Annotated in this window: 9 protein-coding genes, 1 other RNA gene and 1 pseudogene; 7 read left to right on the top strand and 4 right to left on the bottom strand. The window is 45.3% G+C overall.

Translation table 11 applies throughout. The annotated features are described in order from the left end of the window. Nucleotides 1–33: 33 nt before the first annotated feature. Nucleotides 34–1,440: a glycerophosphodiester phosphodiesterase gene (locus AAEZ02_RS17755; RefSeq protein WP_351124251.1), complete on the bottom strand. Its 1,407-nt coding sequence runs from the start codon at nucleotides 1,438–1,440 to the stop codon at nucleotides 34–36. 367 nt (nucleotides 1,441–1,807) lie between these two features. Between AAEZ02_RS17755 and AAEZ02_RS17760 the strand changes: the two genes are divergently transcribed. Next, a complete protein-coding gene (locus tag AAEZ02_RS17760; protein ID WP_351124254.1) occupies nucleotides 1,808–1,930 on the top strand; it encodes a hypothetical protein in 123 nt (40 codons plus the stop codon). A 13-nt stretch (nucleotides 1,931–1,943) separates the two neighbouring features. On the opposite strand, the gene ssrS is transcribed toward AAEZ02_RS17760, so the two are convergent. Beyond that, nucleotides 1,944–2,125, bottom strand: a non-coding RNA gene (ssrS, locus tag AAEZ02_RS17765) — 6S RNA. A gap of 52 nt (nucleotides 2,126–2,177) precedes the next feature. After that, entirely contained in the window at nucleotides 2,178–2,477 is a 300-nt protein-coding gene (locus tag AAEZ02_RS17770; protein WP_101032773.1) for a cell division protein ZapA, read from the bottom strand. Nucleotides 2,478–2,910: 433 nt separating this feature from the next. Here AAEZ02_RS17770 and AAEZ02_RS17775 point away from each other — a divergent pair, with 433 nt between their 5' ends. The 6 genes from AAEZ02_RS17775 (at nucleotide 2,911) to gcvP (ending at nucleotide 10,901) form a co-directional block, all read left to right on the top strand. Beyond that, on the top strand, nucleotides 2,911–3,486 hold the full coding sequence (locus AAEZ02_RS17775; protein ID WP_101032772.1) for a UPF0149 family protein: 576 nt from the start codon (nucleotides 2,911–2,913) through the stop codon (nucleotides 3,484–3,486). Between the two features lie 29 nt (nucleotides 3,487–3,515). After that, nucleotides 3,516–4,775: a 2-octaprenyl-6-methoxyphenyl hydroxylase gene (gene ubiH / locus AAEZ02_RS17780; protein WP_351124257.1), complete on the top strand. Its 1,260-nt coding sequence runs from the start codon at nucleotides 3,516–3,518 to the stop codon at nucleotides 4,773–4,775. 23 nt (nucleotides 4,776–4,798) lie between these two features. Further along, nucleotides 4,799–6,016: an FAD-dependent oxidoreductase gene (locus tag AAEZ02_RS17785; RefSeq protein WP_351124260.1), complete on the top strand. Its 1,218-nt coding sequence runs from the start codon at nucleotides 4,799–4,801 to the stop codon at nucleotides 6,014–6,016. Nucleotides 6,017–6,241: 225 nt separating this feature from the next. Beyond that, nucleotides 6,242–7,336, top strand: a complete 1,095-nt coding sequence (gene gcvT / locus AAEZ02_RS17790; protein WP_335687397.1) for a glycine cleavage system aminomethyltransferase GcvT — start codon at nucleotides 6,242–6,244, stop codon at nucleotides 7,334–7,336. A gap of 71 nt (nucleotides 7,337–7,407) precedes the next feature. Beyond that, nucleotides 7,408–7,797 (top strand): glycine cleavage system protein GcvH, encoded by a 390-nt coding sequence (gene gcvH / locus AAEZ02_RS17795; protein ID WP_101032768.1) that lies wholly within the window; start codon nucleotides 7,408–7,410, stop codon nucleotides 7,795–7,797. A 215-nt stretch (nucleotides 7,798–8,012) separates the two neighbouring features. After that, nucleotides 8,013–10,901, top strand: a complete 2,889-nt coding sequence (gene gcvP, locus AAEZ02_RS17800) for an aminomethyl-transferring glycine dehydrogenase (protein WP_351124263.1) — start codon at nucleotides 8,013–8,015, stop codon at nucleotides 10,899–10,901. A gap of 569 nt (nucleotides 10,902–11,470) precedes the next feature. Here gcvP and AAEZ02_RS17805 read toward each other — a convergent pair. Beyond that, a pseudogene (locus tag AAEZ02_RS17805) lies at nucleotides 11,471–11,615 on the bottom strand (IS4 family transposase); the annotation flags it as partial. Nucleotides 11,616–12,152 lie beyond the last annotated feature (537 nt).

Raw genomic sequence — 12,152 nt, forward strand, 5'->3', positions numbered from 1 at the left:
GTTGCAAATGGACTTTTGTTATTATCAGTCATATTAATTTTTATTAGCCTGACGACCTGGTAACCTTAAAATAATGGTGTCACCGGTGTCGTTATCAATTATTTCATCAGTAATAGTGGGGAAACCATGTTCCAACAAAGGCGTGGGTATGTTGTTAGGTGTCTTGTTAACCGCAGTGCTATGGATGGCTTTAAGGCCAGAGGTTAATGACAAATAATAACCTTCTGTTTGATAACCAAGCATTTCGTCAAAGCGATCAAAGTCAGCATCTTGGGGTAAAGCGGTAATATAACGACCGACATTACTCAATGCTTGATAACGCTTTTTAGGTACGGCTCTGTTGAATAAACGCTGGCAAATCTTGTAAGGCGTGGCATCCACAATTGCGCCATCGGGTAGCTTATTAGTGGTTAACTTAAGTAATTGTGATTGATGATAATCACTGCCATTAAGCGAATAGGTATAGACCTTCATTCCGAGTTGGTGAGCACGATACTTGACGCTGAGATGCTGCATAAAACTGCGAATGTCTAAGTGTAAACCAGAGTTGCTACCCAGCTTTTTTTGCAATTGGGTTAATGATGATGTTGCGGTGTAGTCTTTATAACGTGAGCGGTAACGTTTAGTGCCGTAGCGACCAGCAAGCTCAAGATTATGTTGATTATCTAAGTAATAGGCATCATTTTTTACACCTTTACGTAAATCTGCGGCTAACTTTTCAACACTGGTAGGGTGTCCACCTTGAATAAAGCCTAAGTAAACCGATGGGTTAATGCCACGTAGCTTGTATAGGACATCTCGTTCTGCCGCAGAATAATAAAATCCACCTAAGCCAATATATTTTCTGAGCATATTATCGAGTTCTACCAGCTTTTGGCCATTGGTATCAGATTTTATTTCTACATTGAGTCGTTGATTTTGGGTGCGATAAGCGCCAAATACTCTAAAGGCTTCTGCAGCCGTTATTGGGCGTTCGTTGAGTAAATTGTTACTGTGTTTATCCCGCAGTTTCAGATTAGCGAACTGCTGAACACTCATGCGATTTAGTTTAAAGCGTTCACCGGTGTAATACACGGTAGCGCGACCTGTTTGACTATCGTGATGATTAACCCAAGTGCCATCTTTGAGTAGCATTACGTCAATTTCGACACTGTTAAAGTTATCGTTCAAGGCCGAAGCAATAGCATGAGCGCTACTTTCTGGTTGACGAAAATCTCCACGGTGCGCCGAAATATCTAACTGGCATTGTGCGGTCGAGACCATTTTGATATTGCCATTGCTAGCCAGATATAAATTGCGATCGCCTAAGCTCAATTGAACATCAATGATATCCAAACCTAGGTTTGCTGCATCAGCAGGCAAATGAGATAACGCAGCAGGAATGATATGACTCGGTTTAACAGGGTCGGGTGTGGATTTACAAGCAGATAAGCTGAACATGAATACAATTAAAATGGTGCAGTAAACCTTGAGATGAGTGGAGCAGCTTGTCATAATCCATATTTACAAGTTATTAATATTAAACACTTTATACAGTAATATACGTTGTAAAACAATCTTAACAATAAAGTAACCTAGTGTCTCCGTCTGAAAGTGTGAAAGCGGGACTGTTTTGTATAAAAAACGGTCGTATTTTATTGGCTATTTGAGCTGAAGGATCAGCGTCACCAAGTTATGTTGTCGATTTATGCACAGCTGGAGGATAAAAGAGATCTTGAGGAGAAAAGAGAGCTTGGATATGAAACAGAGCTGGATATGAAACAGTGCTTGGATATGAAACAGAGCTGGATATGAAAGTGAGCTGGATATGAAAGAGCTTGGATATGAAACAGTGCTTGGATATAAAAGCGTGCTTGAGGATGAAATAAAGGCACTATCTAAAAAGTGTAACCGAGGTGATCTTCAAAAAATGAGCCTTAAAAAAAGCTAAATCTGAAATTAGAATGCTCCCCAAAATACCGCTGCTGGCGCAGCCCTTGAACCGTAGGTTCAAGGCGGGTAAATGTTCATTTCCTAAGGCTTCTCGGTATAATCCGAGCATGCACAGTGTCAACGAAAGCATTCACCCTGGGTTTGTAATTATCGGCACAGGGACTTAACCAACTGGCGAATATCTCAGGGAGCAAAACAGGGTAGAATCAAGTTATTCTTAATTCTGAAATCTTAGTTTAGCCTTCCTAGCTGCTTCGTTCAACCAAGGATGTTTCCAACGTTGACTGTAATAACGAAATTCGCTCATCCATTTGCGCCATGTACTGCTTATTCTTTTGCTTTTCTTCGTACAATTCATTACCAATATTGAGTGCGGCCATAATGGCAAGCTCTTCACGGCTTAAGTTGTTGGTCCGAGACTTTAACGTCGTCAGCTGGTTTTCAACTTCTCTGGCTACCGTGCGCAATGCTTCTTCGCGTCCTTTAGGACATCCGATGGAGTAGGTGCGCCCTAATAGGGTAATATCAACAGCACTGTTACTCATAATGTCGCCGCAGATCCTCAGTTAACCTCACTCGGGTTAAAGAGATGGGGTAAACAAGTAAAAATCATAAAATTTGACATATTTCATATCAAACTTGTCATTTGTTTTGCTAACCAGGCGTCTTGTGCAATTAATCGCTGCGCCAATAACAGGTCTATTATAAGTCAGTGTAGCGCAGTTAGCGGGACAAAAGACTGTTTGATAACCGTTTATTATTCCGAGCTGATGTTAGTAAAGTTCAGCATGTGAGCGAACTATATAGGGCTGAATTTAAAAGCGCAAGGCAACAGTATCCCTTTTTAACTATTTGCTGTTTGTGTGAACAAATCTGCTTCAGTCCCTGTATAATTGGGGCACAATACACGCTCGCATTTGGAGCATCATACTATCTCTGCTAGCATTGAAGCAGATATAGCGCTATTAGGAATTAACCATGGCAATCCCACCTTCATTATGTATTGAAAAACTAAAACAGGCATTAGATTACGCTGAAGTAGGCCAACATCCAGTAGAAGTGCACGGTGCACTTGTTGGGCTAATTTGTGGTGGCGTAAAACAAGAGAATTTTGCGTGGTTAACGCCGTTAGTTGAGTTAATGAACGACGGTCAGCCGCTAGAAGCGAACTTACAAAAGTTGATCAGTGAGTTGTATCAAGACACGGTGACACGCTTAGTCGATTTTGAATTTGGCTTTACCTTGTTACTGCCAGAAGAAGAAGTGCCGCTGAGCGAGCGCGTTGAAGCGTTAGCTTTGTGGACCCAAAGCTTCTTAACCGGCATTGCCATTATTCAACCGCAGCTAGCAAAAGCCTCATCTGATGTGCGTGAAGTGATTAAAGACCTTGCTGATATTGCCCAAGTAGAATTTGATGTTGGTGATGACGAAGAATCCGAAGTCGCCTACGTTGAACTGCAAGAATTTGTCAGAATGTCGGCTATTTTATGCTATTCAGAGTTCGGTTTAGACATGCCTTTACATGACACCGACGAGCATTCAAATTTTCACTAATATTTTTGGTATAGGCAGTAACGCAGCGTATGACCTCAGCACACACCTCCACACAACCACTTGCCGTTGATATTGCCATTGTGGGTGGCGCCATGGCAGGAGCCACGTTAGCCTTAGGGTTAGCTAAGTTATCTGCCACCTTGTCGCGTCCGCTGCGCATTGCCTTAATCGAAGCCCACGTTGCCAACAATAATCACCCAGGCTTTGATGCTCGCTCCATTGCCGTTGCTCACGGTTCTGTTTTTGAACTCACTCGTTTAGGCATTTGGCCCAAGTTGCAGCATCTTGGCACTGCAATTGAAAATATTCATGTTTCCGATCGCGGTCACTTTGGCATGACCGAGCTCAATGCTAAACCGCTTGGCTTAGGGGCATTAGGGCAGGTGGTAGAGTTAGCCCAAGTGGGCAAAGTGTTGTTTGAACAATTGGCTAAATCATCAGTTGAGGTGTTTTGTCCGGCTACCGTGACTGAGTTGCAGGCTCAAACCAACGGTCACTTATTAACTTTAGATAACGGCACGCAATTGCATTGCCAGTTATTGGTTGCTGCCGACGGTGCTAACTCGGTTGTGCGTCAACATTTACAACAGCCTACAGAGCAAGTCGATTTTGATCAAACGGCTGTCGTTGCCAACGTCATTACTGACCAGCCGCATCAGCATTGGGCTTATGAGCGCTTTACCCAAACAGGCCCATTAGCACTGTTACCGATGAAGTCAGTGCCATCAACACCTGCTACTCAATCGCGATATTCACTGGTATGGGCATTACCGCCCGCTCAAGCAGAGCAACTAAAACATGTCGACAAAGCCGAGTTTTTAGGCGCATTACAACAAGCCTTTGGCCATCGCGTTGGTCGCTTCGTTGATGTCGGTCAGCGCAGCAGTTATCCACTCACATTATCGTACATGCCAAGACCGATTTACCATCGCTGTATTTTTATTGGTAATGCGGCGCAAACCCTGCACCCGATTGCCGGACAAGGTTTTAATCTTGGGCTGCGTGATGTTGTGGGCTTACTGGATGTGCTTAAACAGGCTTTTAGTACGTATAAATTAGCCAATCCCTCAACCGAGGTCGATGTCGGCAGTAATGCTATCTTGCATCAGTATTTAGCCGCGCGCCAAGCGGATCGCGACAGCACGCTGAGTAATATCGAATTTTTAGTACGTGGCTTTTCCAACCAATATTGGCCGATGGTAGCGGGCCGCAATCTTGGTTTACGCCTTTTGTCTTGGTTACCCCCACTCAAACGTCCCGTTGCTCAAACCGCAATGGGTTGGCGTTAACTCTTTTAAGGTAAGGATTGACCATGTATTCAACTCAAACATATGATGTTGCCATCGTCGGAGGTGGCATGGTCGGGCTCGCTACCGCAATCGGTTTAGCCAACGCCGACCTTAATGTCGTGGTCATCGATGCTGGCACAATTCAAGCGGTCAGTGGCGAGCCTAAATTGCGTGTCAGTGCCATTAACAAAGCCAGTCAGCAATTGCTACAAAACCTCGGTGCGTGGCAATATCTCGATGACAATCGTGTCAGCCCTTACCAAAAAATGTCGGTGTGGGACAAAGACGGCCTAGGCAAAATTGAATTTGACGCCCACAGCATCAGCGAAACGCATTTAGGCTCGATTATCGAAAACGATGCCATCAGCTATGCCCTTGCCAAACGTGCAAGTGAGATCAGTAATTTAACCCATTTAGAAGGCCAACGCCTTGAACGTATAGCCTTTGGCGAACGCGAAGCTTGGCTTACCTTAGCCAATGGCGACAACATTAGCGCCGCCGTGGTGGTGGCTGCCGACGGTGCCAACTCTTGGGTGCGCCAGCAATGCAGTATTCCGCTGACATTCTGGGACTACGGTCACCATGCCATTGTCGCCACAGTGCGCACCGAACTCGCCCATGACGCCACCGCCAGACAAGCCTTTTTACCCGGCGGCCCATTAGCTATGTTGCCCTTGTATGACGACCATTTATGTTCGATTGTGTGGTCGGTGTCGCCCGATCAAGCCAAGCAATTATTAGCGCTTGATGAGGTTGAGTTTTCAAAAGCATTAACCGCCGCGCTTGATGGTCGTTTAGGCTTGTGCCAAGTGATCAGCGAGCGTCAATCATTTCCACTGCGGATGCGTTATGCGCGCCATTTTGCGCGCCACCGTTTAGTGCTGGCCGGTGACGCCGCCCATACCATTCATCCGTTAGCCGGCCAAGGGGTTAACTTGGGCTTTTTAGACGCTGCCAGTATCATCGACACCTTTACCCAATTGCATGAGCAAGGCAAAGACTTAGGCGAATATAGCCATTTGCGCGCCCTTGAACGTTGGCGCAAAGCTGAAGCCATGGAAATGATAGCCACTATGGAAGGCTTTAAAAGACTGTTTGCCGGCAGCAATCCGCTTAAAAAAGCCATGCGCGACATCGGCCTAACCCTAGTTGATAATGTCGCTGGACTGAAAACAGTGTTCATCAAACAGGCTATGGGTAACAAAATGACATTACCTAAACTTTGTCGTGAGCCAATTTAATCATAGCTAATGTAGAAACTTGTTTAATATCAGGTAGCACAGTTAAATCAGTTATTTTATTGTAAATAATTATGTAAAAAAATTATGCCAATAGATTAGCTAAACTAATGCGACTGGACTCGGATTAGAAAATTCTTTTGTATACAAATTGGGTCTGCGGAGTATAATTTTGTTCGCATTTTATCAAATACCTACATAAGAAAGGCCTCAAAAAAAGGGATAATAATGGCTAGCAAAACAGTACTTTTTAACAAGCATTTACAATCAAACGCCAAAATGGTTGATTTCCATGGTTGGGAAATGCCGATTAACTACGGCTCTCAAATCGAAGAGCATCACGCAGTACGTCAAGACGCAGGCATGTTCGACGTGTCTCACATGACCGTAGTTGACGTTACCGGCAGCGATGCTTGTGCCTTCTTACGTAAGTTACTTGCTAACGATGTCGCCAAACTTACCGTACCGGGTAAAGCCCTTTATGGCGGAATGCTAGACGAAAACGCTGGTATCATCGACGACCTTATTACCTACTACTTAACCGACACCCATTACCGCGTAGTGGTTAACTCCGCTACTCGCGACAAAGACCTAGCCTGGATCAACAAACAAGCCGCCGCGTTTGATGTTGTGGTTAGCGAACGTCCAGAATTGTCGATGATTGCCGTACAAGGCCCTAACGCGAAAGCGAAAGCCGCTAGCGTATTCACCGCCGATCAAAATGCTGCTATTGCAGGCATGAAGCCATTCTTTGGTGTGCAGTCAGGCAGTTTATTTATTGCCACCACAGGTTACACCGGTGAAGTTGGCTACGAAATCATTGTCCCAGAAGCTGAAGCCGAAGCCCTATGGCAAGCACTCTTAGAGGCAGGCGTTAAGCCGTGTGGTCTTGGTGCCCGCGACACATTACGCTTAGAAGCGGGCATGAATCTATACGGCCAAGACATGGACGAGTCAATCAATCCACTGGCTGCTAATATGGGCTGGACCGTTGCGTGGGAGCCAAGCGATCGTGACTTTATCGGCCGCGAAGCGTTAACCGCGATTAAAGCGGCAGGCACGACAAAGTTAGTTGGTTTGGTCATGGAAGAAAAGGGCGTGTTACGCCATGATATGGCGGTATTTTTTACCGATGCAGACGGTGTTGAACACCAAGGTGTGATCACCAGTGGTTCGTTTTCGCCAACGTTAGGCTATTCTATCGCCATGGCCCGTGTACCCAATGGTATTGGTGCCACAGCTAAAGTTGAAATGCGTAAAAAACGCGTGACCGTAAAAGTCATCGCCCCAAGTTTTGTGCGCAATGGTAAACAAGCCTTCTAATGTTAGTGGCGTGTTACCGACACCGAATTTATTGATTAAGTCTTTGAACATCAGATTAAGGAACAGCAACAATGAGCACTATTCCGGCAGAATTGAAATATGCATCTTCACACGAATGGATCCGTAAAGAATCAGACGGTAGCTACACAGTAGGTATCACTGAGCATGCTCAAGAGCTTCTTGGTGACATGGTATTCGTAGAATTACCAGAAGTAGGCGATACCGTTACCGCCGGTGAAGATTGTGCAGTAGCAGAATCAGTCAAAGCGGCTTCAGACATCTACGCACCGATTTCTGGTGAAGTGATTGCCGTAAACGAATCATTAGAAGATTCACCAGAACTGGTTAACAGTGACGCTTTTGGTGAAGGTTGGTTCTTCCGTGTTATGCCTTCTCTTGAAGCCGAAGTTGATGCATTGCTTGATGCCGACGGTTATCAAGAAGTCATTGACCAAGAATAATCACCCATAACACTAGAAGCTCCCTAGGGAGCTTCTTTGTTATATGAAGCTAAAAATGTTGCGCCGATAATCTCTAACCCGTGGCAGTTAAAAAGCCAATGACGAAGCCGCAACATAATAAACCGTAAACAGGTTATTCACGTATTACCCATTTTCACCCTAATCCAGTTATGTGCCCTACCGCCTCAACTGGTCGATTTGGAACAAGGTTTAATATGACCAAGCAAACCCTGACACAACTAGAACAGCACGAACTTTTCCTGACGCGCCACATCGGCCCAAATGCAGAACAACAACAAGACATGTTGAACTTCATTGGCGCAGAGTCGCTAGACGATCTGACCGCCCAAACGGTCCCAGGCAAAATTCGCTTACCCCAAGAGCTCACCATAGGTGATTCCTGTGGCGAAGCCGAAGGTATCGCCTATATCCGTAACATAGCAGATAAAAATACAGTCTTTAAAAGCTATATCGGTATGGGTTACTACGGCGTGCAAGTGCCTAATGTCATTTTGCGTAATGTGTTTGAAAACCCAGGTTGGTACACGGCTTACACGCCGTACCAGCCAGAAATCGCCCAAGGCCGTTTAGAAGCCACGTTAAACTTCCAGCAAGTGTCAATGGACCTTACCGGTCTTGATCTTGCCTCTGCATCATTATTAGATGAAGCAACCGCAGCAGCAGAAGCCATGGCATTAGCCAAGCGCGTCTCTAAAGCCAAAAAAGCCAACATCTTCTTTGTTGCCGACGACGTATTCCCGCAAACCCTCGACGTAGTCAAAACTCGCGCCGAATGCTTTGGTTTTGACGTGGTCGTTGGCCCAGCAAAAGAGGCAGTAAATTACGAATTATTTGGTGCGTTATTCCAATACACCAACCGCATTGGTCAAATCACCGACTACACCGAATTATTTACTCAGTTACGTGACAAAAAAGTGGTGGTTACCGTTGCCGCCGACATTATGTCGTTATTACTGCTTAAATCACCGGGCGCCATGGGCGCAGATGTGGTGTTTGGTAGCGCGCAACGTTTTGGCGTACCCATGGGATACGGCGGACCTCACGCGGCCTTTTTCGTGGCCCGTGATGAGCACAAACGTTCAATGCCCGGTCGCATTATTGGTGTGTCAAAAGACCGCCGCGGCAACAGCGCATTACGCATGGCCATGCAAACCCGCGAGCAACATATTCGCCGCGAAAAAGCCAACTCAAACATTTGTACGGCGCAAACCTTATTAGCCAATATGGTGTCGTTTTATGCGGTATTCCACGGCCCACATGGCTTAAAAACCATCGCATCACGCATTCACCGCTTTGCCGACATTTTAGCCGCAGGCTTAAGCGCTAAAGGCTTAACCTTAGCGAACACTTCATGGTTCGACACCATCAGTGTTAAAGGTGCCGACGTTGCAGCGATTAACGCCCGAGCATTAGCGGCCAAGTTAAACTTACGCATCGACGCCGACGGCGCATTTGGGGTGAGTTTTGACGAAACCACTACTCGCCAAGATCTGGTGGTATTGTTTGATGTGATTTTAGGTGCTGGCCATGGCATAGATGTCGCCACATTAGATGGCGCCATTGTGGCCAATGGCAGTCAGTCAATCCCACAAGCATTAGTACGTCAAGACGCGGTATTAACTCATCCAACGTTTAATCGCTACCAAAGCGAAACCGAGATGATGCGTTATATCAAGCGTCTGGAAAATAAAGATTTAGCCCTAAACCACTCTATGATCTCGTTAGGTTCATGCACCATGAAGCTCAACGCCGCAGTGGAAATGCTACCGGTAAGCTGGCCAGAATTTGCTAACATGCACCCATTTTGCCCACTTGACCAAGCACAAGGTTACACTCAGTTAATTAATGAGTTGTCTGAGTTTTTAGTCAACATCACCGGTTACGATGCCGTGTGTATTCAACCTAACTCAGGTGCACAAGGCGAATACGCCGGTCTATTAGCGATTAAGAAATACCACGAGTCTCGCGGCGACGCGCACCGTAACATTTGCTTAATCCCGCAATCGGCCCACGGCACCAACCCAGCATCGGCACAACTTGCTGGTATGAAGGTTGTTGTTACTGCGTGCGACAAGCAAGGTAACGTTGATTTAGACGATTTACGTACTAAAGCGGTCGAGCTTGCCGACAACTTATCGTGCATTATGATCACATACCCATCGACCCACGGCGTGTACGAAGAATCAATCCGCGAAGTGTGCGACATCGTCCATCAATATGGCGGTCAAGTGTATTTGGACGGCGCCAACATGAACGCCCAGGTTGGCTTAACCTCACCGGGCTTTATTGGCGCAGACGTATCGCATTTAAACCTACATAAAACCTTTGCTATTCCCCACGGCGGCGGGGGGCCTGGTATGGGCCCAATCGGGGTTAAAGCGCACCTTGCGCCATTTGTAGCAGGCCACGTAGTGGTTAAGCCTGGCCGCGAAAGCGACCACAACGGCGCAGTATCTGCTGCACCTTATGGCAGCGCTAGCATCCTGCCAATCAGCTGGATGTACATTAAGCTGTTAGGCACCAATGGCGTTAAGCAATCAACCCAAACGGCGCTATTAAACGCTAACTACATCATGAAAAAGCTGTCAGCACATTACCCTGTGTTGTTCACCGGCCGTAACGAGCGGGTTGCCCACGAATGTATTATCGACTTACGTCCATTGAAAGAAATCTCTGGCGTAACCGAAATGGATATCGCTAAGCGTCTTAACGATTATGGTTTCCACTCACCCACCATGAGTTTCCCTGTGGCGGGCACCTTGATGATTGAACCAACTGAATCTGAGTCTAAGGTTGAGTTAGACCGTTTCGTTGAAGCGATGATTTCTATTCGCGGCGAAATCGCCAAAGTAGCAGCGGGCGAGTGGCCAGTAGACAACAACCCACTGCACAATGCACCTCACACCCTAGCAGATATTATGGACATCGAATTTGATTCACGTCCGTACAGTCGTGAAGTGGCCGTGTTCCCAACGGCGGCGGTTAAGGCGAATAAGTTTTGGCCAACGGTTAATCGTATTGATGATGTTTATGGGGATCGCAACCTTATGTGTAGTTGCGTACCTTTATCTGACTACGAGTAAATAGCTACTTAACCTCAGTAATACTGCATCAGCCGCTACTTTTCGCTACTCATTGACAACAGTCAACTCCGTGGCGAAAAGCAGCGGCTTTTTTGTTTCCTAATTGTCATTCTGGAAATGTTTTTGAGCTGGAATAAAGGTTTATTTTTTTGTTTTGGTTTTGGCGATGGCCTGCGGCCACTAACATCGTGGCGCTTCGCCCACACCAGACCAAAAGGGTAAAGCGATTGTACCCCTTTGCAAACCCTCAGCGTTCCGGCTACATTTTCTGGTAAGCGAAAGGTCGCGACGGAAACTAATCTAGCTTTGATAAGTGGGGTCAGACTCTGACCCCACTTATTTGTAAGTTTACTCTGACCCCACTTATTACTGTTTATTTGTAAATTAATTGAGGCGACAACTATCCTGACACAGGGGGCTTATGTCCTGCGGCTACTAACCTCGCTGCGTTTTGTCCATACTTGAGCAAAGGGGTAAGGCATATTTTTTGTGTATAAATCAGCTTTTTCAAAACCTCAGTATTCCGGCAATATTTTCGCTTTTAACTTCGTGTGAGGTTTGCATCAGTCAAGCCCTGTGATTGATAATGCTCCACCATTCATTGAGCTTTCAATTGCAGAGAACAGACTTTGTCGGCGAGTTTTGTGCATCTTTTGCGTTAACAGGGCGGGTGACAAGTGAGAGGCATTTTGATAAAAGGTGTTTTGCATTCATGGCATTTACTCGTGGTAATTTTTGTTTGGCGATAAATTTGATCACCAAATGCCATGAATGTTCCTCAGTTTTTTACTTATCTCTTTATTTATTCAGTTCTTTTTTTGGGGATTCGTCAGACTCTGACCCCATTTATTTTGAGATAACAGATCTCCTTTCTTCCTACTATTTATTATTCATTAAGAGTTATGCTTTTGGTTTGCTTTTATTTTTTTTATTAATATGTCTAATCGATCTAAAAAAGCAAAATTAATCGATATTACGTTATACAAAGTGTAAAGCTGCAAAATGCATAAAAACCATAATAAACAATATATTAGTGCGGTTGTTTTGTTTTCGTAATCTATGTAAAAGTCAAAGCTACTAAGAATAGGGATTAAAATGCTATTGATAAATAGACAGCTGGATAAAATGAATGTTGATGTAAATATAGTCAGTATCATTTTCTCAAGTCTTTTCGCCAGGGCGAGATCGTGAACGTTTTTTAAACAATTTAACTCACTATTTGACGTTAACATCTCGCTATGATCTTATACT

It is taken from the genome of Shewanella sp. T24-MNA-CIBAN-0130 (assembly GCF_040310185.1).
GTDB lineage: Bacteria > Pseudomonadota > Gammaproteobacteria > Enterobacterales > Shewanellaceae > Shewanella > Shewanella psychromarinicola.

Bases quoted from the DNA above. Each gene is read 5' to 3' on its own strand.
- AAEZ02_RS17755 (WP_351124251.1), bottom strand. From the start codon at position 1,440: ATGTTCAGCTTATCTGCTTGTAAATCCACACCCGACCCTGTTAAACCG.
- AAEZ02_RS17760 (WP_351124254.1), top strand. From the start codon at position 1,808: ATGAAAGAGCTTGGATATGAAACAGTGCTTGGATATAAAAGCGTGCTT.
- AAEZ02_RS17770 (WP_101032773.1), bottom strand. From the start codon at position 2,477: ATGAGTAACAGTGCTGTTGATATTACCCTATTAGGGCGCACCTACTCC.
- AAEZ02_RS17775 (WP_101032772.1), top strand. From the start codon at position 2,911: ATGGCAATCCCACCTTCATTATGTATTGAAAAACTAAAACAGGCATTA.
- ubiH (WP_351124257.1), top strand. From the start codon at position 3,516: ATGACCTCAGCACACACCTCCACACAACCACTTGCCGTTGATATTGCC.
- AAEZ02_RS17785 (WP_351124260.1), top strand. From the start codon at position 4,799: ATGTATTCAACTCAAACATATGATGTTGCCATCGTCGGAGGTGGCATG.
- gcvT (WP_335687397.1), top strand. From the start codon at position 6,242: ATGGCTAGCAAAACAGTACTTTTTAACAAGCATTTACAATCAAACGCC.
- gcvH (WP_101032768.1), top strand. From the start codon at position 7,408: ATGAGCACTATTCCGGCAGAATTGAAATATGCATCTTCACACGAATGG.
- gcvP (WP_351124263.1), top strand. From the start codon at position 8,013: ATGACCAAGCAAACCCTGACACAACTAGAACAGCACGAACTTTTCCTG.